The sequence below is a fragment of the Gammaproteobacteria bacterium genome (assembly GCA_028819075.1).
In the GTDB taxonomy this organism is placed as follows: Bacteria; Gemmatimonadota; Gemmatimonadetes; order Longimicrobiales; family Gaopeijiaceae; genus BD2-11.
Genome location: JAPPMM010000016.1, coordinates 24,676 through 49,041 on the forward strand (window position 1 = coordinate 24,676; position 24,366 = coordinate 49,041).

The window sequence follows — 24,366 nt, forward strand, 5'->3', positions numbered from 1 at the left end:
GAGCCAGCCATGCGCGCCGTCCGCTTCCACGTTTCCATCCCCGGGTACCTGATCGCCAAGTCGCTCGGCCGGGTGACCGACTGGGCGCTCTTCGGGGCCGCCGGGGGCGTCAAGATGGAGGAACTCCCCGTCCCCGCGCTGCCGGGTCCGTCGTGGGTGGGGCTTGAGGTGCTGCAGTGCGGCATCTGCGGCTCCGACATCAGCAACGTGACCTACGCCGCCAGCCCTTCGATGGAGCCCTTTGGCTCCTTCCCGGCGGTGCTCGGGCACGAGATCCTGGCGCGGGTTGTGGAGACCGGGCCGCGAGTGCGCGCGGTGGAGGTGGGGCAGCGGGTGGTGGTGGACCCGATGATCTCGTGCACCACGCGCGGCTTTGGGGCTGACGACCACTGCCGGTCGTGCGACGAGGGCCTCCATTCCACGTGCGAGCGGGCGGGGGAGGAGGGCGCTCCCCGCGAAGACGGCAGCTGTCTGGGGCGCGGGCTCACCATCGGCTACCACGGCGACCTGCCGGGGGGCTGGGGGGAGCGAATGGTGGCGCACGAGAGCCAGCTGTTTCCGGTTCCGGACGCCATCCCCGACCGCCGCGCGGTCCTGACCGAACCGGTCTCCATCGGGTTGCACGGCGCACTCCGCAGTCCCCCGCACCCGGACGAGCCCGTGCTGGTGATCGGCAGCGGCCCCATCGCGCTGGGCACGATCTGGGCGCTGCGCGCGCTGGGCTTCGACGGGTTCCTGCTGGGCCAGACCAAGCGCCCGCACGAGGCGGAGCTGGCGCGGGCGTTCGGGGCCTCCGACGTGGTGTCACCGGGTTTCGAGGCCCGCAACGCGCTGGTCGATACCGGGGCGGTGGCCTATCAGCCCATCGTGGGCCCGGAGGTCTTCGAGCGCGGGGGGTTCCCGCTGATCTTCGATTGCGTGGGCAGCGCGGGAAGCCTGGCCCAGGCGCTGAGCTTCGCCTCTCCGCGGGGACGGGTGGTGATGCTGGGGTGTACGGGCCAGACCAGGCTCGACCTCACCTGGATGTGGGCCCGGGAGCTCGACCTTAAGGGCTACGTGGGCTACGGCCGGGAGCGCTGGCGGGGCGGGACCCGCCACACCATGGCGATCGCGCACGAGCTGATGGAGGAGACGGGCACGCCCCTGGAGAAGATGGTCACGCACGTCTTCCCGCTGCGGCAGTTCCGCACGGCGCTGGGCGCTGCCGCCAACCATCGCGCGAGCGGGGCGGTGAAGGTGTTGCTGGAGCCGTGAGGCTTGGCGAACGGGGCCCCGGTGGACTGGGGCGGCGTCCGCGTCAGCCGCGGTCCGAGCCGTCCGCCTGGTCCCGGACCCGCTTCGCGGCCTCCTGGAGCGCGTCGAAGCCGAGCAGCGCGCACTTGATGCGCACCGGGAACTTGCTCACCCCCTGAAGCGCGCGCAGTTCGCCCAGTTTCCGGTCGCGGGCGGCTTCCCTGCTTCCGTGCATCATCTCCGTGAAGCGCTCGGCGAGCGCCAGGGCCTCGTCGAGGCTTTTCCCCTTCAGGCGCACGGTCATCATCGAGACCGAGGCCTGGGAGATGGAGCAGCCCTGGCCGATGAAGGTGGCGGCCTGTACGCGCTCCTCCCCGTCCAGCTTCAGGTGCAGGCGGATTTCGTCGCCGCAGACGGGGTTCGCCATGTGCACTTCGACCGTGGCTCCCGGGAGCACGCCCTTGTTCCGTGGCTTGCGGTAGTGTTCGAGGATGAGCTGCTGGTAGAGCGAACTCAGGGCGATCTCGGTCATGGTGCGCGGTCTGCGATGTGTGGCGTCATCCGAAGATGGCCTTCACCCGGTTCAGCCCCTCGATGAGCCGGTCCACGTCTTCGGTGTCGTTGTACAGGTAGAACGATGCGCGCGAGGTGGCGGGCACGCCGAAGTGCTTCATGACCAGTTGCGCGCAGTGGTGGCCCGCCCGCACGGCCACCCCGTCCGCGTCCAGGATGGTCGCGACGTCGTGGGCGTGGGCATGGTCGAGCAGGAACGACACCACCCCGCAGCGCTCGCCGGCGGGCGGCCCGAAGAGGCGAATGCCGTCGACGGCCGCCAGGCGGTCGAGCGCGTACTCGAGCACGGTGCGCTCGTGCTCGGCGAGGGCGGCGTGCCCGATGCCGGCGAGGTAGTCGGCGGCTGCCCCCATCCCCACCGCGCCGGCAACGTTGGGGGTGCCGGCCTCGAACTTGTGGGGCACCTCGGCCCAGGTGCTGTAGTCGCGCTCGACCACCGAGATCATCTCGCCGCCGCCCTGGTAGGGCTCCATCCGTTCGAGCAGCTCGCGCCGCCCCCACAGCGCGCCGATCCCGGTGGGTCCGCACATCTTGTGGCCCGAGGCGGCGTAGAAGTCGCACCCGAGCGCCGCCACGTCGATGGGGAGGTGAGGGGCTCCCTGGGCGCCGTCCACCAGCAGGAGGGCGCCGGCGGCGTGAACCTGCTCGGCGATCTCCGCGACCGGGTTGACCGTGCCCAGCGCGTTGGACACGTGGGAGAGCGCCACCATGCGGGTGCGCGGCGAGAGCAGCTCCGGCAGCCGGTCGAGCCGGAGCCGGCCTTCGTCGTCGAGTTCCAGGTAGCGCAGGCGGGCTCCGGCGCGCGCGGCGGCGAGCTGCCAGGGCACGAGGTTGGAGTGGTGCTCCTGGGTCGAGAGCACGATCTCGTCGCCCTCGCCGAGGAAGGTGTGGCCCCAGGCGCTCGCCACCAGATTGATCGCCTCGGTGGTGCCTCGCGTCCAGACCACCTCGGCGGGGTCGGCGGCGCCCAGGAAGCGGGCCACCTTGCGGCGCGCGCCCTCGTAGGCTTCGGTCGCCCGGCGCGCGAGCTCGTGCATGCCCCGGTGGACGTTGGCGTGGTCGTGCCGGTAGTAGTTCGCGATCGCGTCGATGACCGCGTCGGGCTTCTGGGTGGAGGCGGCGTTGTCCAGGTAGACCAGCGGCTTGCCGCCCACCTCCTGCTGCAGGGCCGGGAAGTCGCGCCGGGCCCGGGAGGCGAAGGCGTTCGCGCGCGAACGCCGGTCGCTGGCGCGGGCTCCGGCCGCCGCCGCCGGGCCGTTCATTTTCCCACCAGCACGAATACCGCCGAGTCCCTCACCTCGGTCGGGTAGGAGCGCACCGGGCGGATCGCGGGCAGGCACCTGGCACGCCCGCTGGCCAGGTCGAAGCGGGCCCCGTGATACATGCACTCGACCTGATCGCCCTCCAGCGTCCCGTCGGAGAGGGGATAGTCGGCGTGGGAGCAGCGGTCGCGCAGCGCGTAGAAGGTGCCGTCCACGTTGGCCAGCACGACAGGGGTGTCTCCCGCCATCACCGCGAGCAATGACCCCGGAGGGCAGGAGTCCGCATCCGCCACGCAGTGCCACTCGGGCTTCTTCCTAAACACCAGCCTTCGTCCTGGCAGCCCGTGGACGAACTCCCCCCGGCATTCGAACGGCGATGCATCCGCGCTGGATCGCTTCGCTCTGCGTTGCTTTTCGGCCCAATAGCCCTGCTATTCGGCCTTCAAAGCGCCTTGCCAGCCCGGCGCCTCGCCGCTCTCGGTGCGCGGGCGGATTCATCCACGGACCGCTAGTGGGCACGGAGCTTTTCCTCGATGGCGCGCGTCACCTTTTCGGTAACGCTTCCCGGCGGACGCCGCTGCAGCACGTCCTGCAGGAAGCCACGCACCACCAGGCGCTCCGCCCGCCGCCGCGACAGCCCCCGGCTCTGCAGGTAGAAGAGGGCCTCCTCCTCCAGTTGGCCCACCGTGGCCCCGTGCGAGCAGCGGACGTCATCCGCTTCGATCTCGAGGTTGGGCAGCGCATGCGCCGAAGCCTCTTCCGAGAGGAGGAGGTTGCGGTTGGTCTGGTAGGCGTCGGTGCGCTGGGCGCCGGGCGAGACCCGGATGATGCCGCGGAACACCGACCCCGACGCGTCGTCGAGCGCCCCCTTGTAGAGCAGATCGCTGGTGGCGTGGGGCGCCGCGTGGTTCTGGCTGGTGCAGTGGTCGAAATGCTGGTCCTCGTTGCCGAAATAGAGGCCGAGGATGTGGCTGTGCGCTCCGGGCGCGGCCAGCTCCGAGTTCAGATCCAGCCGCGCGGTGCTCGCCCCCAGGGTCACGTGCAGCGAATCCGTGCGCGCGTCACGGCCGACCAGCGAGCGGTAGAGCGCCATGTGGAAGGCGCCCAGGCCCATCCGCTGCACGGAGGCGTAATGGGTGGCGCTGTTGTCCCCGGCCAGAACCTCCGCCGCGGACAGGAAGAAGGTCTGCTCGTCGAAGTGCGGCGAGAGGATCTCCTCCACGACGGACAGCGTGGACCAGTCCTCTCCGATCACCAGGGTGCGGGCGAAGTAGGCGGCCGCCGGATCGGAAACCCAGCGCGTGATCCGCACGGGCAGGGGAAGAGTCACGTTGCGCGGCACGAAGAGCACCGTGCCATCGGTCCAGAGCGCCGCGTTGAGCGCCGAGAACTTGCCCTGGTCCGGTGGAATGGCCCGGGCGGCCAGGTGCTCGCGCAGCAGATCCGGATGAGCGTGCACCGCCTCCCGCAGCGAGGCCAGCACAACCCCCTGCGCGGCGGCTTCGGCGGTCAGGTCGGCGTGCACCACCCGGCCGTCGATCTCGACAATGTGCCCGGCGGCGTCCCAGTCCTCGCGCATCGCCTGCCGCAGCTCGGGGGGCCAGGCGTCCGCGGAGATCCCGCGCGCGCCGCGGGCCGCGGGGCTCAGGGCGTCGAGGTCGAGCTTGCGCGACAGGTCGGTGTAGCGCCACTCCTCGAGCCGGGTCGTGGGAAGGGGGGTCCGCTCGTAGGCCTCCCAGGCCTGCCAGCGCCGCTCGGCCAGCCAGTCCGGCTCGCCGGCGGCCAGGCGCTCCACGGCCGCCGCGTTGATGGTCGCCGTCACTCCCTCCAGCGGCCCGGCGGCTGGAGCCTGCAATGTCGATGTCCGGGACATGCCGTTGCTTCTATGCTCAACGCCCGCGGGCGGGCGCGGATGTACGTGTGATGGTGCCGTTCCTCGTTATCCTACCGACCCTTCCATCTCCAGCTCGATCAGCCGGTTCAGCTCCACGGCGTATTCCAACGGCAACTGCCGGGCGATGGGCTCGATGAAGCCGCGCACGATCAGCGCCATGGCTTCCTCTTCCGGCATTCCCCGGCTCATCAGGTAGAAGATCTGCTCCTCCCCCACCTTGGAGACGCGGGCTTCGTGCCCGACCGTGGACTGGTTCTCGTCGATCTCGATGTAGGGATAGGTGTCGGTGCGCGCCGCCTCGTCGATGAGCAGCGCGTCGCACTCCACGTTCGACTTGGCGTCCGTGGACCCCTCGTAGACCTTGCACAGGCCGCGGTAGCTCGCCCGTCCGCTCCCCTTGGAGATGGACTTCGAGACGATGGAGGAGCTGGTGCGGGGCGCGGCGTGGATGACCTTGCCGCCGGTGTCCTGATGCTGGCCGTTGCCGGCGTACGCGATCGACAGAATCGAGCCGTGCGCCCTCTCTCCCACCAGGAAGCACGACGGGTATTTCATGGTGAGCTTGGAGCCCAGGTTCCCGTCGAGCCATTCCATGGTCGCGTTCTCGTGCACCAGCGAACGCTGGGTCACGAGGTTGTACATGTTGTTGGACCAGTTCTGGATGGTGGTGTAGCGGAAGTGCGCGCCCGGCTTGACCACGATCTCGATCACGCCGGAATGGAAGGACTCGGTCGAGTACACGGGCGCGGTGCATCCCTCGATGTAGTGGGCGCGCGAGCCCTCGTCGGCGATGATGAGGGTGCGCTCGAACTGCCCCATCTGCTCCTGGTTGACCCGGAAGTACGCCTGCAGCGGGGTTTCGAGTTCGACGCCGGGCGGGATGTAGACGAAGGATCCCCCCGACCACACGGCCGAGTTCATGGCCGCGAACTTGTTGTCGCCGGGCGGCACCACGGTGGCGAAGTGCTCGCGGAAGAGTTCCGGGTGGTTGCGCAGGCCGTCCTCGATGGAGTCGAAGATGACGCCCTGGGCCTCCCACTCCTCCTTCAGGGAATGGTAGACCATCTCCGACTCGTACTGGGCGCCGACCCCGGCCAGGATCTCGCGCTCGGCCTCGGGGATGCCCAGCCGGTCGAAGGTCTCCTTGATGTTCGCCGGGACGTCGTCCCACGAGCGCTCCATGCGCTCCTGCGGGCGGACGTAGAAGAAGATGTCGCCCAGCACCGACTCCAGTTGCGAGAGGTCGCCGCCCCAGGTGGGCATCGGCTTGGCGTTGTAGATGTCGAGCGACTTGAGGCGGAAGTCGAGCATCCACTCCGGCTCGCCCTTCTGCGCCGAGATCTCGCGCACGACCTTCTCGTTCAGCCCGCGTCCGCTGCGGAAGACGGGTTCGTCCTCGGTTATGAAATGGTACTTGTAGTCGTCGAGCCCGATGTCTTGTACGGCTTCGTTGGTGGGCATTGTGGACCTCGCGGGTTGGCCGTCCCGCCTAGGCGGCGGAAACGGACGACTGCAGCTGCCGGTACTCCCGGTAGCCGCCTTCTTCCAGGCTGAGCGCGACTTCGGGACCGCCGGAACGGACGATGCGCCCGTCCACGATGACGTGAACGAAGTCGGGCTGAATGTAGTTGAGCAGCCGCTGGTAGTGCGTGATCAGCAGCACGGCCATCTCGGGCCGCTCCTTCTGCAGGGTGTTGACCCCGCGCGCCACGACCTTGAGCGCATCGATGTCGAGGCCGGAGTCGGTTTCGTCCATGATGGCCAGCGCCGGCTCCAGCACCGCCATCTGCAGGATCTCGTTGCGCTTCTTCTCCCCCCCGCTGAAGCCGTCGTTGACCGCGCGCTCGGCGAAGGAGGGGGACATCTCGAGCAGCTCCATGCGCTCCAGCAGGATGTCCTGGAAGTCGAACAGGTCGAGTTCGTCGCCGTCCTCCAGACGCGCCTGTAGAGCCGTGCGGAGGAAGTTGGCGATGGAGACGCCGGGGATGGCGACGGGATACTGGAAGGCCATGAAGACGCCCGAGCGGGCGCGCTCGTCGGTCTCCAGCTCAAGCAGGTCCTGGCCGTCGAAGAACGCGCTGCCGCCAGTTACTTCGTAGCCGGGATGGCCGGCGAGGATCTTGGCCAGCGTGCTCTTTCCGGACCCGTTCGGGCCCATGATGGCATGTATCTCACCGGGGCGAATCGCCAGGTCCACACCCTTGAGGATCTCGATTTCCTCGTCGGTGACTCTGGCGCGCAGACCGGCGGTCTTCAGGATTGGCGCGTCGCTCATTGCTATCGATCTGGAGGGATTCCGGCCCGGGCGGATACGGAGCCCGGGGGTGGGAGACGACTGGGGGCTCCGTCCGGGAGCCCCTTGTAATCAAGAATGATTCTCCGTTTCAAGCAATCTAGAATTGGGCGTCCCAAGGGTCAAGCAATCGATGCCTGATCAGCCGGCCTCCAGGCGCGCCATCTCGGCTTCGGCCGCGATGTAGCCGAATCCGGCCCAGCCCGAGCCCTCGAGGATGCGCCGGTACATCTCCCGCGCCTGCTCTTCGCGTCCGTTGTAGAGGTGCCAGGTCGCCACGCCGTACGCGATGGCCACGCCGGACGGGTCCTCCTGCTCCGGATCCCACAGCTCGTCCGCTTCGATCTCGCCCTTGTACATCAGCAGGAGCTGGTGGTAGGAGGTGTTCTCGATGACGTCCAGGTCGGCGGTCACGGGTTCGAGAACGGCGGCCGCCTCGTCGTCGCGTCCCAGGCGGCGGAGCGCCATGTACCACCAGTGTGAGATCGCGACCAGCTGGTCGGGGTTGTTGGTGACGGCGATGTAGTCCTCGTACGCCGGGACGGCGGCTTCGAAATCGCCCTTCAGGTAGTGCGCCAGCGCCAGGTGGTAGTGGATGTTGGACTGGAGGGTGCTGGTGGGGATGCCGCGCTCGTTGGGCTGGCCGTCCGGCTCCACCTCGTCGGGCTCGCCTTCCTCCAGGGAGGCTGCATGCGAGAGGTCGTCGATGGCCCGGTCGAATTCGCGCACGCTGATCCAGCGGTGGCCCCGGTGCCGATACATGCGGGCGTCCCCGGGATGCTTCTCGATCCCCTCGCTGAAGACGTCGACGGCCTCGCGATAGAGCCCCGTGTAGCCGATGCGGCGGCCCAGCCAGATGATGGCGTCGGCATCGTCGGGATCGGCGTCGTAGTCGGCGCGGGCGATGTCGATGTCCTCGGCCTGCTGCGCCGCGATGTCGGGCGGAGCCGCGTTGGGGTACAGGGTTTCGCCGAGGAGAGAGAAGGCCTGGGCGCCTTCGGGAAGCGGGCGGGTTGCTTCGCTCGCTGCCGGGTCGTCCGCGGGGGCATTCCCGGGGCCTGGGGTGTCCCCGGTGCAGGCGGCGAGGGCGAGCGCCGGGAAGAGGACGGTGCAGGCGGCGAGGGGTCGATGGTGCTTCATCGTGCTCTCCCGAGGATCAAGAGGATGTGGTGTTGAACTAACCCGGTCCGTCCCGGAGGAACTCGCGGACCGCTTCCGCGAGCGTCTCGATTTCGGCCCTGGTGTTGTAGTAGTGGGGAGAGACGCGCAGGGTGTTTTCGACGCCCTTGGCGTCCAGGTCGATCAGGGCGTAGCCGTGGGGCGTGGCGGAGGTGTTGATGCCCCGCTTGCGCAGCGCGGGGACGAACTCGACCGCGTCATGGCCCGCCAGGTGCAGCGAAACGATGGCGGAGCGGACCCGTCCCTGGTCCAGGACGGTTGCGCCATCCAGCGCGCCCAGCGTTTCGCGCGCGAAGTCCGCGAGGTCCCAGGCCCGCTCGCGAATGGGTTCGAGACCCAGCCGGGTCGCGTAGCGCACCGCCTCGCCGGTGGCCAGCACCAGCGCGTACGCGAACTCCCAGTTCTCGAAGCGGGTCGCGTCCGGGGCGGGCTGGTAGAGGTCGGCGTCGATCCAGTGGGCGCCCCTCAGGTCCGGCATCAGGGGTTCGAGGTCCATGTCGAGGACGCGGTCCGAGGCGTAGAGGAACCCCGCTCCGCGCGGCCCGCGCAGGAACTTGCGGGCGGTGGCCGACAGGAAATCGCATCCGATGGCGCGCGCGTCCACCGGCATCTGCCCCACCGACTGGCAGGCGTCGACCAGGTAGAGGACGCCGCGCTCCCGGCAGGCCTGCCCCACCTCCGCGACCGGCTGCACGAGTCCGGAGCTGGTGGGCACGTGGGTGAGCGCGACCAGGCGCGCGCCCCGCCGGTGGATGATGCGCGACACAGCGGCCGGGTCGACGCCCCCCTCGGGAAGGTCGGGCGCCCGCACCACCTCCACCCCCAGGCGGGCCTGCAGCGAAAGGTAGGCGATCTGGTTGGAGACGTAGTCGTTCGTGCTCGTCACCAGCACATCCCCGCGCTGGAAGGGGACGCACGAGAGCGCCTGGTTGAAGGCGGCGGTGGCGTTCTCCATGAAGGCGATGTTGGCGGGCGCCACCCCGAGCAGCCCGGCGACCGCGTCGTAGGCGGCGGCGACCTGGTCGGCGCGCGCATCGGCGGCCTCGTAGCCGCCGATGCGGGCCTCGAGTTCCAGATGGTCGCGTGCGGCACGCAACGCGGGCGCCGGCATGAGGCCGGCGCCCGCGTTGTTCAGGTGGATGCGGTCCCGGCAGCCGGGAGTGTCCGCGCGCAGCCGGGCAACATCGAGGGGCACGCGGCTGGCGGCGGCGGTCATCGTGCCGGGAACAGCCGTTTCGCGGAGGTCTCGCCTCGCAGCTACCGCCCGCTGCCGTCCGAGACTGCGGCCCGTTCCGCCTTCGCCTGACGCACCATCTCGCGCACGTCCTCCAGAAGCTGCTGGGCGTCGTAAATGATGCCGTCCTTGATGGTGTACTTGATTCCCCCGACGCGCCCGGGCACGCCGGTTTCGTCGTCCAGCTTGGGCGCGCCGTTGCCGTACAGCACCTTCAGGTTCTCGAGCGGATTCTCATCCACCAGAACCAGGTCGGCGCGCGTATTCGGACGAATGATGCCGAAGTCGGCGGGAGCGTCGTCGTACTTGGTGAGCATCTGCGCGGGGTACAGGGTCGCGGAGCGGATCACCTCCACGGGATGGAAGCCCGCCTCGCGCAGCAGCTCGAACTCGCGGATGTAGTCGAAGCCGTAGAGCTTGTAGATGAAGCCCGAGTCCGAGCCCGTGGTCACGATCCCGCCGGCGTTCTTGTAGTCGTTCAGGAAGTGCATCCACTTCTGGTAGAACCTGCGCCAGTGGTACTCGTCCTCGGTGGTCCAGTAGAACCAGTAGGATCCGTGCGCCACCCGGCTGGGCTGGTAGAAGTCCTCCTGCGACGGAAGCGTGTACTCCTCGTGGTAATCCGCTTCGCGCGCGCGCATGACGTCGCGGCTGGCCTCGTAGATGGTCATCGTGGGGTCGAGCCCGAAGCCCAGCTCAAGGAACTCGTCGATGAGGTCCTCCCACTGCTCGCTGCCGGGCTCCGCGGCCTGGTACCAGAGGCGTCCCACGTTGCCGAAGCGGTGCTGCTCGTCGTTGTAGTTGTAGTTGAGGGGCCAGTCTTGGACCGAGTAGTCGGTGAGCATGGACTCCATGAGGCCGTAGTAGTGCGTCATCATGTCCAGTCCGACCCGCGCCGCCTCGACCGCCGTCATGCGCGCCATGCCCATCTGGTCGAGGTGGGCGACGGTTTCCAGGTCGAAGCGATGCGCCTCGTCGATGAGCGCGGCCATGATCTCGGGGTCGTAGGCGCCCAGCTTGAGGCCGTCGATGGTCTGGCCCTCGATTTCCTGGGACGCGGCCCAGCGCACCCACTCGCGCGCGTCCTCGGGAGTGATGATCAGGCGTCCGCCCCAGCCCTCGCCGCTTCCGGGACGCGCATACGAGTACATGTGAGGCGCGACGATGGTGTTCTGGGCCGCCAACGCCTTCTCGCGCAGCTGCCACTCGAATCCCCCGTGGGGCACGCCGCGCGACGTGGTGATCCCGTGGCCCAGCCAGAGCTTGTAGACGTATTCGCCCTGCGGGGCCTTGGGAACGCCTCCCGTGTGGGCGTGCATGTCGACGAAGCCGGGGAGCAGGAACATGCCCTCGCCGTCGATCTCGTGGTCGCCCGCCTCCGGGCGGCGCTGCTCGTTGATGTCCACCAGCGGGTAGCCCACCGAGGCTATCTCGACGATGCGGTTGTTCTCGATGACGACGTCCATCGGCCCCCGGGGCGGCGAGCCGGTGCCGTCGATGACGGTCACCCCGCGGATGATCAGGCGATCGAAGGGGCCCTGGCCCTCGTCGGCGCCGCGGGGGGTAGTGGGCTCCATCTGAGCCTGCGCGGCGATGGGCGCGAGGGAGACCGCCAGCGCACAGAGCAGGCCGTGCAACAGGAACGGGAACGGGCGCCGGGACGACCTATGATGCGTCATGGGGTTCCTCCAGGGATGAACGGATCCGGTACGGCGCTGGAAATCTAGGGAAAGCGCGGGCGGGGTGCGAACGGGAGAACGCCGTCCCGGGCCGGTGGGGACGGACGGTCCCGCCTCGTGAACCTCCTCCTCGATCCCCCCGTCTGGCTCTGGAGCCTCTTGTCGATAGCCGCCGTCAACGGCCGACACCCAGCCGCTCGCGTCAACGACCAGGGGCTTCAACCTGGTTCGAGCCGATTCCGATCGGCTTCAAGGTGCTCGAGCGCGGTGGGCCCGGGCGGCGCCTGTTCCATCGCGGCATGGCAGTCCCTCAACCACGCGCGGAGCCATTCCTCAGGCGTCTGCTGGTCCGCCGCTTCATTCTCGATGGTGGCTTTCATGTCGCTTTCATGGCCAGCGCGCCCAGGCAACAGGTCGTCAATCCCCGAACGCGGCTTCCGCCAGCCGCTTCTTGTACCACTCGGGGAACCCCTTGGTGACCGCGCCGTCGAAGCGCTTCTCGAAGTGCTTCCACAGGCGGTCCTTGAGGTCGTCCAGGCACTCCTCGCGCACGTCCTCGCGGATGTGGCGGATGATCCTGCCGATCTCGACCGGGGTGCCGCCTTCGATCAGCCCCTCGGCCAGGAGCCCGGTCACCACCTTCTCCCAGCGGGCCGGGCCGGACACCGATTCCGCCAGGACCTTCAGGAACTCGGTCTGCCTGAGGCGCTTCCAATCGGGGTTGCCGGCGTGGGCCTCCTTGAACTTCTCCGAGACGAACTTGGCCCGGATTGGGAGACCGTCCTCGCCGAAGAGGGGAACCTCGTGGGCACGCTTGATGACCACGCCCTCGATCCTGGGCCCGCCCAGGAACGACTCGAGTTCCAGCAGCTTCTCCAGCCGGGCCGGGCTCGACAGCATCCCCTCGAAGAGGATGGGCACCGCCTCGATCCCCAGCCGGGTCGCCACCCGGGCCTTTTCCTCGTAGCCGAGGTAGTCCTCGGTGCCGGCGTCGACATCGAACAGAGCGATGTAGCCCTGCGGCACGCGGCCATAGGCGAGCGTGTTGTGGCGCGGCCGGCCCACCGCCTCACCGCGATAGACGACGCCCGGCGACAGCAGGCCATCTGCGGCCATCCGCCGGATCGACGCGACCGACGGGGCGAAGAGGTTCGGCGGCTCGTCCAGATCGAGCGTGAGCCGTTTGGAGCGGGCCGACAGGCGCGGCGGATCGCCGACCAGACCCCAACTGATCTGCGAGCCGTCCACCTTCTCTTCCACGACGACGGGCTTGTCGAGCAGTCCCTTCGTCGCACGGTGGCCGAGGGCGAATATCTTTCCGTAGCGTCCCAGCATGGTTCTCGTCCGCGTGGAGTTCCGGCTCGCGACAGGTTGTCGAGAGCTTCTCGCGGCGCGAGAACCGGGATGGGCGGCCGACGGAAGTCGGCTGTGGCTTCGCGTGATGATGCGCCGGGCTGCAGCGAGACGGAATAAGCATGGCCGGGGCCTTCCGGTCAAGAGGGCCATGGGCGCTCTCGGCCGCCAGAAAGCGAAGCTCTCCGTCGGCGGCGAATCCCCCGGAGCGTGGCCATTGCGTTGGGGTTATCGTTGTGTCATTCGTCACCGCTGGCGGGCACAATCCGCATCCGGCCCGGCCCGAGGAGCCTCCCCGACCCCTTGAGAACCACGACGTGACCCCGACCGAGGGGGAAGTTCGGCGCCGAGCCGACCGCCTGCGCGCCGAGATCAGGCGCCACGACCACCTCTACCATGTCGAGAACCGGCCGGAGATCTCGGACGGCGCCTACGACAGGCTGTTTCGCGAGCTTCAGGCCATCGAGGAGGCGTTTCCGCACCTCCTGACCCCCGACTCGCCCACCCAGCGGGTCGGGGCGGATCCGCTTTCGGAGCTGCCGGTGGTGCCGCATGTGGTGGCCATGCTCTCGCTCGACTCATCCGAATCGGAGGAGGATCTGCGCCGCTTCGACGAGCGCGTACGCAAGGCGGTGGACGGGCCGGTCGAGTACCTCGTGGAGCCAAAACTGGATGGGTCGTCGCTGGAAGTGGTCTATGTGGATGGGGTGCTGGACCGCGCCGTGACGCGGGGGAACGGGGTGGAGGGCGAGGGCGTCACCGAGAATGCCCGCACGATTCCTTCGGTGCCGCTGCGGCTACGCGCCGGGCGTGACCCGCTCCCGATCCCATCCCTGCTCGCAGTCCGCGGTGAGGTCCTCATGTACCTCTCTTCCTTCGAGGAACTCAACCAGGGCCGGGTCGAAGCCGGTCTCGAACCCTACGCCAACCCGCGTAACGCGGCGGCGGGCGCGCTGCGCCAACTGGACTCGCGCATCACTCGGACGCGGCCGCTGGAGTTTTTCGCCTTCGACATCCTCGACGTCACCTGGACGGCCTCCGGCACCGGGGACGGAGAGCCCTCCGCCCCCGAAAAAGCGATGGGCTTCGACACCGACGAGCAGGCGGTGGAAGTGCTGCACAGGTGGGGGCTGCGGCTGCCGGACCGCACCCGCAAGGTGGCGGACATCGACGAAGCCATCGCCTATCACGCCGATTTCGCGCGGGACCGGGACGACCTTGACTACGAGATCGACGGGGTGGTGCTGAAGCTGAACGCGCTGGCTCCGCGTGCCGCGCTGGGGAGCACCTCCCATCATCCCAGGTGGGCGTTCGCATTCAAGTTCGCGCCCCGGCAGGAGGTGACCCGCCTGGAGCGCATCACCGTGCAGGTCGGCCGCACGGGAAAGCTGACTCCGCTCGCCCTGCTGCGCCCCGTCGAGGTTGGGGGCGTGACCGTGTCGCGCGCCTCGCTGCACAACCGCGAGGAGCTGGAGCGCAAGGATGTGCGCGCGGGTGACCTGGTCCGCATTCAGCGCGCGGGCGACGTCATTCCGCAGGTGGTCGAGCGGGTGGAGGAACCCGGGCGGGCGCGCAGCGAACCCTTCCCGATGCCCGAGGAGTGCCCCCGGTGCGGCGCGGCCGTGGTGGAAGAGGGGCCGTTCGTGGTGTGTTCGAACCGCCTGGGCTGTCCGGCCCAACTGGAACGCGGCATCGAGCATTTCGTGTCGCGGGGCGGGCTCGACATCGAGGGCCTGGGTTCGGAGACGGTCGCGCTGCTGGTCGGTGAGGGCCTGGTGCGCGAGCCCGCCGACCTCTTCGATCTGACGCCGGACGACCTCCTCAAGCTCGAGGGGTTCGCGGAAACCCGGTCGCGAAAGCTGGCGGCGGCGATTCTGAGCGGGAAGAAAACGGAACTCGCGCGCTTCATCTACGGCCTGGGCATCCCCGAGGTGGGGGCCACGGTGGCGCGCGTACTGGCCGCCGAGTTCCGCGATCTCGCGACCCTGCGCGAAATCACGGCGGAGCGGCTGGAGGAGGTGGAGGGGATCGGGCCCATCATGTCGAAGAAGATCACGCGGTTCTTCAACGATGATGCCCGCGCCGCTTCCGTCGATGCCATTCTGTCCAAGGGCTTCGACCTGATTCCTCCGCCCGAGCGGGAGAGCCGCGCGCTGGAGGGAAAGAGCTTCGTGTTCACCGGAAAGCTGGACTCGATCACGCGATCCGAGGCGAAGAAGCGCGTGGAGAGCCTGGGTGGGCGCGTGGTTTCTTCCGTAAGTTCCGCCACCGGCTACCTGGTCAGGGGGGAGCGACCGGGATCCAAGGCGAAGAAGGCCGAAGAGCTGGGTGTTCCTGTGCTGGACGAACAAGCCTTCCTGAGGTTGCTCGAGGAATAGCCGAGCGGAATCCGGGACTACCGGCCGTGCCGGAGCTGCGGGTGACGGTGTCCGCAATCCCGCGGGGGCCCGGATGGCATTCACCGGTGCGCGATTTCAGCGGTACGTTTATCGTTCGTGACATGAAACCCCCGAATCGCGCCCCCAGCCGCCGCTCCGTGGCCCCTCCCGGATAGCCGGATTTGATCCTCCCCGCACTGGGCCTGTTCGGCGGCGTGATCGGCCTCTATCTCGGCGCCCATTGGCTCGTTTTCGGCGCGGCCGGCCTGGGCAGGACGATCGGGGCGCGGCCCATCGTGGTGGGGCTGACCGTGGTCTCGCTGGGCACGTCCGCGCCCGAACTGGTGGTGTGTGTGCTCGCCGCCATCGGGGGGAGTTCCGACCTGGCGATCGGCAACGCCCTCGGCTCCAATCTCGCCAACGTCGGCCTGATCCTCGCGGTCACCGCGATCGTCCAGCCGCTCGGCGTCAACCGGCGCATGGTGGTACGCGAGATTCCGGCAATGCTCGCGATCACCGTGCTGGCCTATCCGCTGATCGCCGACCAGTACGCATCTCGACTGGACGGGGCGGTTCTCCTGGGCGTGCTCGTGATCTACCTGGGCGCTCTGCTGCGCTCGGCGCGCCGCGAGACCCCCGAGATCCTCAAGGAGTTCGAGGCGTTTTCCGAGGATGATGCCCGTACGAAGCCGACATCGGTCACGAAGAACGTGCTGCTGGTCCTCCTGGGATCGGGACTTCTGGTGCTGGGCGGGAGGCTGATCGTAGTCAGCGCAATCGATATCGCCACGGGGATGGGCATCTCGGAGCTGCTCATCGGCGGAACCGTCGTCGCCATCGGCACATCGCTGCCCGAACTGGCCACCTCGGTGGTCGCGGCGACGCGCAATGAGGCGGATATCGCCGTCGGCAACGTCATCGGCTCCAACATCTTCAATCTGACGGCGGTCCTGGGCACCGCCGCCGTCATCGAACCGCTCTCGGTCGCCTCGGGCGTGCTGGGCCGCGAATTCCTCGCGATGTTCATCCTGTCGGCGCTGGTGTGGCCGATGGCGTGGTCCGCGCTCAAGGTTCGGCGCTGGGAAGGACTTACGCTCCTCGCGCTCTACGCCGTATTCTGGCTGTGGCTGGGGGGGAGCGCATGAGCAGATCCGACATGGAATCCGCGCTGGAGCGCTGGCAGGAGGCCGGGCTTGTCTCCGGCGAGCTGGCCGAGCGGCTGCGCGAGGAGCACGCGCACAGCCAACGGCGCGCGCGTCGCCGGTTTCTGCAATACGCCGTCGCGGGAATGGCAGGCATTCTGCTGGTGATCGCGGCGGTCACCTTCTTTGCCTGGTCGTGGCCCGACCTGGGGCCCGCGGCGCGCACATGGGTGATTGCCGGGACGGGGATCGCGATCGTGCTGCTGGGGATGCGGCTCGAGGCGGCGCGGCGCTACGTGCCGGTGACGTACGCGCTCCAGACCAGCGGTCTGATCCTGCTCCTCACGGCGTACGTGTACTCGATGGAGGCCTGGGAAAACACGACGCCAGGCGGCGTCGTGGTCGGCCTTCTCGCCCTTGCAACTCCGGCCGCGACCATCCCGGTCTTCGTGCGCCGCAACCCGATCATGCCGGCGGTGGGCACGGCGCTCGGCTACGGCTTTCTGGCGGCGTTTCTCTTTCGAGCCTTCGATCTGGACACCGACGTCATCATCTGGATCCTCGACGGTGCGCTGGCGGCTGCCCTGGTGGTTCTTGCCCTGCTGATGCGGACGGGAAACACCCGGTCCGTCTCACGTCGAACCCTGTACGCCTTCACCGTCAGCCTCTACGTGGGCTATCCTATGGCGGGCCTTACCGTGGCCGGGCCCTTCGAGCTCGGCGCGGAGGCGCTCCTGGCGCTGGACGCGTGGCTGTTGCTGGTCACAGCGCTGGCCCTCTGGGGCATCTATCGAGCTCCGGCGATGCTGCGGAGCGCACGCTACAGCCTGCACCTCGCGGCATCGGTCCTGATTGCCATTCCTCTGGGGTTCGGAACCGCGCTCGATGTGTACGATCTTCCGCCGCTGGGCGCCGCAGCTGTGGTGGCGGGAGCCGGGGCGTGCGGACTGTCGTACGGACTGCGCACGAACGCGCGGCCGCTCGTGCTGTGTTCCTGCGTGACCATCGTGTGCGCCGCATGGTATCTGGCTGTCGACGCCGGCGACAGACTGGGTTCCGTAGTCGCGCTGGCGTTTACGGCGGCGCTGTTCTTCTGGGTGGCTACCCGGTTGGGCAGGGAGAAGGAGGCATGAAATGCTGGGGATAGATCTGAGCGGCAAGCGCGCGTTCATCGCCGGGGTCGCGGACGACAGGGGGTACGGCTGGGCCATCGCCCGCGCGCTTGCTGCGGCCGGTGCCACGATCTGCCTGGGCACCTGGCCCCCGGTGATGCGCATCTTCCGGATGAGCCTGAAGCGGGGAAGGCTGGATCGCTCGCTTCCGGGCGGAGGTGAACTCGAGATCGAGAAGATCTATCCCCTCGACGCCATCTTCGACACCCCGGACGACATTCCCGCGAAGTATCGGGACGACAAGCGCTATCGTGCGGTCGACGGCTACACCATCCAGGAGGTCGCGGACACCCTTCGCGCCGATTTCGGGGATGGGTGCCTGGATATCCTCGTGCACTCGCTCGCGAACGGCCCCGAGGTGCGCAAGCCGCTCATCGAGACCAGCCGCAGCGGCTACCTGGCCGCGATCAGCGCCAGTTCCTACTCCCTCGTGAGCATGGTTCAGCGCTTCGGTCCCCTCATGCGACCGGGCGCGGCGGCGGTCTCGCTGAGCTACCTGGCTTCCGAACGCGTCATCCCCGGGTACGGCGGGGGAATGAGCGCGGCCAAGGCGGCGCTCGAGAGCGACACCCGCGTGCTCGCCTTCGAGGCGGGGAGGCGGTGGGGGATGCGGGTGAACACCATCAGCGCGGGCCCGCTGCCCAGCCGGGCGGCGTCCGCGATCGGCCTGATCGACCGCATGGTCGAGTACTACCGCACCAATGCGGCCCTGCCGGAGGTGAATACCGCCGACGACGTGGCCAACGCCGCCGCCTTCCTGTGCTCGCCGCTGGGGGCGGGGATCACCGGCGCGACCCTCCATGTGGACAAGGGCTACCACGTCATGGGCATCGCTGCGGAGCCGCAGCTCTAGGGCGATGAGCGGCGGGCGTCCCTTCGGCGATGCCCTGCCGCACCTGCGGGTCACGCCCCCGGGGCCGCGCTCGCGGGCGCTCGGGAAGCGGTTGCGGCAGGCCGAATCCCGCAACGTGACCTTCATCGGCGACCGCTTCCCGGTCTTCTGGGAAGAGGCCCTGGGGTCCAACGTGCGCGATGTCGACGGCAACGTGTACGTCGACCTCACGGGCGCGTTCGGGGTCGCCTTCGCCGGCCACCGCCATCCGCGAATCGTGCGGACGGCGGCCGAGCAGCAGCACCGGCTGACGCACGGGATGGGCGACATCCACCCTCCGGCGGCCAAGGTCGAACTGCTGGAGCGGCTGACGGGGCTCGCTCCCTGGCCGGAGGCGCGCGCGGTTCTGGCCTCTGCGGGGTCCGAAGCTGTGGAAATTGCGCTGAAAACCGCCGAATTATCCACAGGACGAGCTGGTATCCTCGCCTTTGAATGTGGATATCACGGTTTGACCCTCGGTGCTCTCGCTACCACCCACCGCGACGACTTCCGCGCGCCCTTCCGCAGGCGTCTCTACGATGGCGTGGTGTTTGCTCCGTTCCCCGGCCGCCCGGAAGAAGTGTCGCCGAGCCTCGCGGCGTGTGAGCGGGCGTTCGAGGATGGCGCCCGCCGTGGAGCCGCGATCGGCGCGGTGCTGGTGGAGCCGGTGCAGGGCCGCGGGGGCGTGGGCATCCCGCCTCGCGGGTTCTTTCCGGCACTGTGCGCGCTCGCCCGGCAGCACGGGGCGGTCGTAGTGGCCGACGAAGTGTTCACCGGCCTCGGCCGCTGCGGGAGCATGTTCGCGGGGCCCGCCCTCGGGCTCGACGCCGACCTCATCTGCCTGGGCAAGGCGCTGGGCGGCGGCTTCCCGCTGAGCGCGTGCCTGGGGACGGCGGAGGTCTTCGACGCCTGGCCGGAGTCGGCCGGCGAGGCCCTGCATACCAGCACCTTCCTCGGACACCCGGTCGCCTGCGCCGCGTCACTGGCCTTCCTGGACCTTGTGGAGTCGGAGCGCCTCCACCGGCACGCGGCGAGCTTGGGGGAGCACCTCCTCGCCCATCTGCGCGAACGACTGGATGGCGTCGCGCACGTGAGGGAGGTACGGGGGCTGGGTCTGCTGGCCGGAATCGAGATCGTTCGTCGCGCGCCGGCGTCCCCTGGGCCCGCTCAAGCCGTGCCCTGGGAGGGAGCGGGGGCCCGCATCGCCGCTAGGCTCCTGGCGAAAGGCGTGATGGTGCTGCCCGCGGGCGAGCAGGGTCAGGTGATCGAGCTGACCCCTCCCGCAACCATGTCGCACGAGCTGCTTGACCACGCGCTGGACCGACTGGTTCGCGCCGTCATCGATCTACCGGAATAGACCGCTCGCCTTCAGATAATCGAGCGTTGCCGCCGCGCACGCCTCCGGCTGCTCCAGTTGCACGAGGTGCGTCCCTCCGCGGATCCAGGCATAGTCCACGGTCGGGATATGATGGAGTTCGGTGGTCGGGAAATACGTGTAGGGGATGCCGGGGTCGGCCCCGATGACCATCGTCGGACAGGCGAGCGCCCCGAAGTCGATCAACGCCGCATACTGTCCGCCGTACCGGTAGATCCGGGCCTCATACTCGCGGGGACAGCGAAGGCCAAACCCATCCCCGTCCGCGGTTCGGCGCAGCGTCGTCCGGGCCATGAGCCGGCGTACTCCGCGTGCCACGTACTGGAACGCGGGCATGTACAAGAGCACCTCCGCGAACTCCTCCCGCGTCGAATACCGGTCCGCGCGCGCAAGCGTCATCGTGGCCGCGCGCCTCGCCACGTCCGCGCACTCCTCCCGCGCGGGTCCGAACTCGCACAGCGGCGGGTCGAAGAGCACGCGGGCCGTGAACTCCCCCCCGCGCGTGGGAGACAGCAGCGAGACCAGGCCCGAGAGAGAATGGAACACGCCGGCTTGCGGCTTCTTCCCGAAGCCCCTCGTGATGGCTTCCTGGATGCGGATGTGGTCGTCGATGAGCGTGGGCACATTGTGGCTGCCGAGCGGCCCGGGCGTATTCCAGCCGTGGTTCCGGAGGTCGTAGAGCACGAGATCGAAGTCGTTCGCGAACAGCGACCAGAACGGGTAGTAGAGATCGATCGCGAGGCTGTTGCCGTGGCTCATCACGATGCGCGGGCCGGAGGGGTTCCCGTGGCGCCGGAGCGTGGTCGACGCGCCGTCGCACAGGCGCACATCGCAGACGGAATGAGGCTCGGGCACCTGCCAGACCTGCGTCCCTTCGGGATCACTCATGGCGGAACCGGGCGGGGGTTGATTCAACGCGGGGGAAGTCGGTATCTTACCGGCCCTTTGCTTGAAGACGCCCCCATCGTCTAGTGGCCTAGGATACTTGGTTCTCAGCCAAGAGACCGGGGTTCGACTCCCCGTGGGGGTATCGCGGAACGCGGGCCGTCGCTTTCGGGTGCGGCCCGGGTTTCGTTTGGCCGCTTAGCTCAGTTGGCAGAGCACTACGCTCACATCGTAGGGGTCGCTGGTTCGAGTCCAGCAGCGGCCACTCCTCCGCTTCATCCCGCCAGCCGCCTCGTCATCTCCACGGGCCGCGGCCGGGCCCCCGGCTTCCACGCGGTCACGTAGCCCGCCACCGCGCTCGCCGCGACGGAATACGGCGAAGCCAGGTACAACTGACCCGGCCCCGAGCGTCCCGGAAAGTTCCGGTTCTGGGAGGAGATGCTCACCTCGTCGGGGCGGCGCGTGACCCCCGGTCCGGCGTTGATGCAGGCGCCGCATCCCGGCTCGATGAAGGTGGCGCCGATGCGCCGGAAGAGGTCCAGGTAGCCCCGCTCCCGGCAGTACTCGCGCACATCGGTCGAGCCGCACTGGATGAAGCACTCCACGTCCGGGTGCACGCCCAGTCCCCAGCGGTCGTGCATCTCGCTGAAGACACGGGCGTACATGTCCATGTCCTCCTTCTTGCCCGCCGTGCACGACCCCGCGTAGGCGATGTCGATGCGGATGCGGTCGGGCTCGAGGTCGTCGAGCGGCACCCCGTTGCCGGGGTCGTTGGGGAGCGCCGCCATGGGCTGGATGTCGGACGCGTCGATCTCGATCACGCGGACGTAGTTGGCGCCGGGGTCGCTGTGCATGTCGCGCGCCAGTGCCTCCGCCCGCTCCCGCTCCATCCCGCGCTCGGCGACCAGATATTCGACCGATCGCCCGTCCGCCGCGACCAGCCCGGTGAACGCGCCCACCTCCGCGGCCATGTTGGTCATGGTCGCACGCTCGTCCACGGGGAGAGCCTCCACGGCCGGCCCCGCGTACTCGATGATCTGCCCGATCGCATGGCCATCGCGGATGTAGGGGTGGCGCAGGATCTCGAGCATGTAGTCCTTGGCCGTCACCCCCTCGGCGGGCGTCCCCGAGATCTCGACCTTGAAGGAGGGCGGGACCTGCACGCGCACGTCCCTGGTGATCCAGGAGTTGAAGATGGCCGTCGTGCCGACCCCGAACGCCAGCGCCCCGATCGCGCCTGCGTGGGGCGTGTGCGAGTCCGAGCCGATGATGAGCATCCCCGGCTCCGCGTAGTCCTCCAGGATCTTGGAGTGGCAGATGGCGACCGATCCCATCCGGTGGCCCATCTGCTCCCCGTAGAGCCGGATGCCCTGTTTCTCCGCGAACTCGCGCTGCTTCACCTCGAGCTGGTTGGCGACCTCGAGCAGCCCCTCCTCGATGCGCTCCTGGCTCATCGCCTTGTGCAGGAAGGTCAGATGGTCGCGGAAGAAGAGGACGCTGTCCGGGTCCCGCACCCTGCCTGCGGGCCCCATCTTCTGCTCGAAGAAGATGGCCGCCATGGGGGTCACGTACTCGTGCGAGAAGCGGATGTCGGTGCGGAAGAAGCCGGCCTCGCCCGGGGTGACCGCGTCGACGCCGACTTGGCCCCCTGCCGGATCGACCACCCAGTGGCGGGCGAAGATCTTCTCCGCGAGGGTCATCGGGGGGCTTGCGCCCGAAGCGCCGGGGTCGGCCGAAGGCGCAGGCACCGTCGCCCTGCCCTGCATGCGGGCCACGTTGAACTCGAACAGCCCGCCGTACTCGATGATCTGGCGGGTGATATCGTCCTTGCCGCGCGTGAACTCCTCGAGCCGCAGCGGCTCGCCCCGCGCGATGCGCTCCGCCACGCCGAAGTCGGTAGTGGTCAATACCCCCAGGTTCTGGCAGTTCTCGTTGTAGATGCGCTCGATGCTCTCGCTGACGACGACCCGGATGCCGGCCATCAGCTCTGCGTACGGGCTCTGTTCCCGGCTGGAGCCCTTGCCCCGACGCCTGCCCGCGACCGAACAGACGAAGCCGCCGTTCTTGACGCTCGCTCTTGTGACGGGGTATTCCTCCGCCCCGCTCTTCGTGTTCGTGGTGCGCAGCCCGAGGTAGGGGAATTCCCCCAGCGTCTCGTCGTAGAAGAAGCAGACGTACGCGGGCGTGATCTCGTCGGTGGAGATCTGGTCGCGCAGGCGGGCGCGCAGTTCCTCGCTCAGTTCCAGGTCCAGTCCCTCGTAGAGCTGGGCGCGCACGAGGGCGGTGTCGTCGGCCAGGTACAGCACTCGCCCGCGCACGTCGAGGGTCGCGGGTCGCTTGGGCGTCGGGCGGGTGAGGAGGTCCCCGGCCATCCGCGCCTCAGCTGAAGTCGACGCCGAAGAGCACCGCGATGATGATCGCGGCCACGGCGAAGGGCGCCACGAAGCGGATGAAGAAGCGCCACGCGCCGTAGTGGAACCAGCGCGGTTGGGTGCCGTCCTCGAGCTCGCCTCGGGTCGCCTCGCGGGTCATGAACCATCCCGCCGCCAGCGTGATAAAGAACCCGCCTGTTGGCAGCATCCAGTTCGACACGAAATGGTCGGCGTTGGCAAACCACCCCACCTTCCCGCCGCCAAAGAACGGGACGCTCATGGTCGAGAGAAGCCCTCCGCCCTCGACACCCAGGAGCCCGGGGATCGATAGCACGGCGAGAGTGGTGAACGCGAAGATGGCCGCCCCAGCGCTGATCGTGGCCTTGTGGCGAGTCAGGCGCCGCTCGTCGATCAGGTACGCCGAAACCACTTCGAGCAGCGAAATGGTCGAGGTGAGCGCGGCCAGCGCCACCAGAACATAGAAGAGTGGACCGAGCACCACGCCGAAGGGAACCTCGCTGTAGAAAAGCTGGGGCAGCGAGATGAAGAGCATCCCCACCGTTGAGCCGCCTACCTCGTCGCGCATCCCGGCCACCGAGAAGATCACCGAGAACATGACCACGGTTGCGACCAGGGCAATCAGCGTGTCGAGCGCCACGATCGCGCCGGACGCCTTCACGACCGAGTGCTTGCGCGAGATGTACGACCCGTAGGTGATCATCGCGCCCATTCCGAGCGAAAGAGTGAAGAATGAGTGGCCGAGCGCCTCGAGGATCGCCCCCCTCTCCAGCTCCGCGAAGTTGGGCCGAAAGATGTGGTTGAGCGCCTCGCCCGCTCCGCTCATGCCCAGTGCGCTCACCAACATGAGGAGCAGGATGCCGAAAAGGATGGGCAGGAAGATCCGCGCGATCCGCTCGATCCCCTTGCTCACGCCGAAATAGACCACTGCGATGGTTCCGAGGCTGAACCCCAGGGAGAGCAGCAACTGCAGGCCGGTGTTGAGCGCCTGCGCGTTGAAGAGGTCACCGGCCGACATGTCGGCGGGGTAGCCGCCGAGGGTCCACCCGACCGTCTGCGTGAAGTAATAGAGCGACCACCCGGCGATGACCGTGTAGTAGCTGAGCAGGATGAAGCCGGCCAGCACGCCCCAGCCTCCCACCAGTGCCCCGAGCTTGCGTCCGCCGGGCCACTTCGACGCCACCGCTTCCTTCAGCGCGCCCACCGCGCTCTTCTGGCTGCGCCGCCCGATCAGCAGCTCGGCGATCATGATCGGCAGGCCGACTGCGGCGATGCAAATCAGGTACACGAGGACGAAGGCCCCGCCGTTGTTCTCCCAGGTGATGAACGGAAACTTCCACAGGTTGCCGAGGCCGATCGCGCTGCCGGTGGCGGCAAGCACGAGGCCTGCGTTGGAGCTCCAGTGGTCTCGCTGCTGTGACATGGCGTCTGCTCGGGGCTGGTCGTCCCGGTC

At 68.5% G+C, this 24,366-nt stretch carries 20 protein-coding genes and 2 tRNA genes; 8 read left to right on the forward strand and 14 right to left on the reverse strand.

Annotated features, from left to right (window positions below):
- Positions 1-9: 9 nt before the first annotated feature.
- Positions 10-1,254 carry an alcohol dehydrogenase catalytic domain-containing protein gene (locus OXU32_02335; GenBank protein ID MDE0072807.1) on the forward strand — a complete coding sequence of 415 codons (1,245 nt, stop codon included), beginning with the start codon at positions 10-12 and terminating at the stop codon, positions 1,252-1,254.
- A 43-nt stretch (positions 1,255-1,297) separates the two neighbouring features.
- On the opposite strand, the gene OXU32_02340 is transcribed toward OXU32_02335, so the two are convergent.
- The 11 genes from OXU32_02340 to OXU32_02390 all read right to left on the reverse strand — a co-directional run bounded on the left by OXU32_02340 (position 1,298) and on the right by OXU32_02390 (position 12,682).
- The gene (locus OXU32_02340; protein MDE0072808.1) at positions 1,298-1,765 is read right to left on the reverse strand and encodes an SUF system NifU family Fe-S cluster assembly protein; all 468 of its coding nucleotides are present in this window, start codon (positions 1,763-1,765) and stop codon (positions 1,298-1,300) included.
- Positions 1,766-1,790: 25 nt separating this feature from the next.
- The gene (locus OXU32_02345; GenBank protein ID MDE0072809.1) at positions 1,791-3,068 is read right to left on the reverse strand and encodes a cysteine desulfurase; all 1,278 of its coding nucleotides are present in this window, start codon (positions 3,066-3,068) and stop codon (positions 1,791-1,793) included.
- Positions 3,065-3,391, reverse strand: a complete 327-nt coding sequence (locus tag OXU32_02350; protein ID MDE0072810.1) for a non-heme iron oxygenase ferredoxin subunit — start codon at positions 3,389-3,391, stop codon at positions 3,065-3,067. Before OXU32_02350 ends, OXU32_02345 begins: the two co-directional genes overlap by 4 nt.
- A 185-nt stretch (positions 3,392-3,576) precedes the next feature.
- Complete coding sequence (gene sufD / locus OXU32_02355; GenBank protein ID MDE0072811.1) at positions 3,577-4,941, reverse strand: Fe-S cluster assembly protein SufD; 1,365 nt, start codon at positions 4,939-4,941, stop codon at positions 3,577-3,579.
- Positions 4,942-5,007: 66 nt separating this feature from the next.
- Positions 5,008-6,423: a Fe-S cluster assembly protein SufB gene (gene sufB, locus OXU32_02360; GenBank protein MDE0072812.1), complete on the reverse strand. Its 1,416-nt coding sequence runs from the start codon at positions 6,421-6,423 to the stop codon at positions 5,008-5,010.
- Between the two features lie 28 nt (positions 6,424-6,451).
- Positions 6,452-7,237: a Fe-S cluster assembly ATPase SufC gene (gene sufC / locus OXU32_02365; GenBank protein ID MDE0072813.1), complete on the reverse strand. Its 786-nt coding sequence runs from the start codon at positions 7,235-7,237 to the stop codon at positions 6,452-6,454.
- 159 nt (positions 7,238-7,396) lie between these two features.
- Complete coding sequence (locus OXU32_02370; protein MDE0072814.1) at positions 7,397-8,395, reverse strand: hypothetical protein; 999 nt, start codon at positions 8,393-8,395, stop codon at positions 7,397-7,399.
- A gap of 37 nt (positions 8,396-8,432) precedes the next feature.
- Entirely contained in the window at positions 8,433-9,650 is a 1,218-nt protein-coding gene (locus tag OXU32_02375; protein MDE0072815.1) for an aminotransferase class V-fold PLP-dependent enzyme, read from the reverse strand.
- Between the two features lie 41 nt (positions 9,651-9,691).
- On the reverse strand, positions 9,692-11,347 hold the full coding sequence (locus tag OXU32_02380; GenBank protein ID MDE0072816.1) for an amidohydrolase: 1,656 nt from the start codon (positions 11,345-11,347) through the stop codon (positions 9,692-9,694).
- Between the two features lie 218 nt (positions 11,348-11,565).
- A complete protein-coding gene (locus tag OXU32_02385) occupies positions 11,566-11,727 on the reverse strand; it encodes a hypothetical protein (protein ID MDE0072817.1) in 162 nt (53 codons plus the stop codon).
- Between the two features lie 37 nt (positions 11,728-11,764).
- The gene (locus OXU32_02390; GenBank protein ID MDE0072818.1) at positions 11,765-12,682 is read right to left on the reverse strand and encodes an RNA ligase family protein; all 918 of its coding nucleotides are present in this window, start codon (positions 12,680-12,682) and stop codon (positions 11,765-11,767) included.
- A 335-nt stretch (positions 12,683-13,017) separates the two neighbouring features.
- Between OXU32_02390 and ligA the strand changes: the two genes are divergently transcribed.
- The 5 genes from ligA to OXU32_02415 all read left to right on the forward strand — a co-directional run bounded on the left by ligA (position 13,018) and on the right by OXU32_02415 (position 19,620).
- On the forward strand, positions 13,018-15,078 hold the full coding sequence (gene ligA, locus OXU32_02395; protein MDE0072819.1) for an NAD-dependent DNA ligase LigA: 2,061 nt from the start codon (positions 13,018-13,020) through the stop codon (positions 15,076-15,078).
- 182 nt (positions 15,079-15,260) lie between these two features.
- The gene (locus tag OXU32_02400) at positions 15,261-16,223 is read left to right on the forward strand and encodes a calcium/sodium antiporter (GenBank protein ID MDE0072820.1); all 963 of its coding nucleotides are present in this window, start codon (positions 15,261-15,263) and stop codon (positions 16,221-16,223) included.
- Positions 16,220-17,353, forward strand: a complete 1,134-nt coding sequence (locus OXU32_02405) for a DUF2157 domain-containing protein (GenBank protein ID MDE0072821.1) — start codon at positions 16,220-16,222, stop codon at positions 17,351-17,353. Before OXU32_02400 ends, OXU32_02405 begins: the two co-directional genes overlap by 4 nt.
- A 1-nt stretch (position 17,354) precedes the next feature.
- Positions 17,355-18,245, forward strand: a complete 891-nt coding sequence (locus tag OXU32_02410; protein MDE0072822.1) for an enoyl-[acyl-carrier-protein] reductase — start codon at positions 17,355-17,357, stop codon at positions 18,243-18,245.
- A 4-nt stretch (positions 18,246-18,249) separates the two neighbouring features.
- Positions 18,250-19,620, forward strand: coding sequence for an aspartate aminotransferase family protein (locus tag OXU32_02415; protein ID MDE0072823.1), 1,371 nt, complete (start codon positions 18,250-18,252; stop codon positions 19,618-19,620).
- On the opposite strand, the gene OXU32_02420 is transcribed toward OXU32_02415, so the two are convergent.
- A complete protein-coding gene (locus tag OXU32_02420; protein ID MDE0072824.1) occupies positions 19,609-20,526 on the reverse strand; it encodes an alpha/beta hydrolase in 918 nt (305 codons plus the stop codon). The genes OXU32_02415 and OXU32_02420 overlap by 12 nt on opposite strands.
- Before the next feature lie 69 nt (positions 20,527-20,595).
- Between OXU32_02420 and OXU32_02425 the strand changes: the two genes are divergently transcribed.
- Both OXU32_02425 and OXU32_02430 read left to right on the forward strand, forming a co-directional pair.
- A tRNA-Glu gene (locus OXU32_02425) sits at positions 20,596-20,668 on the forward strand.
- 47 nt (positions 20,669-20,715) lie between these two features.
- Positions 20,716-20,788 (forward strand) — tRNA-Val (locus OXU32_02430).
- A gap of 10 nt (positions 20,789-20,798) precedes the next feature.
- Here the strand turns inward: OXU32_02430 and OXU32_02435 are convergent.
- Complete coding sequence (locus OXU32_02435) at positions 20,799-22,895, reverse strand: aconitase family protein (protein MDE0072825.1); 2,097 nt, start codon at positions 22,893-22,895, stop codon at positions 20,799-20,801.
- A gap of 7 nt (positions 22,896-22,902) precedes the next feature.
- On the reverse strand, positions 22,903-24,336 hold the full coding sequence (locus OXU32_02440; GenBank protein ID MDE0072826.1) for a sodium-dependent transporter: 1,434 nt from the start codon (positions 24,334-24,336) through the stop codon (positions 22,903-22,905).
- Positions 24,337-24,366: the final 30 nt, after the last annotated feature.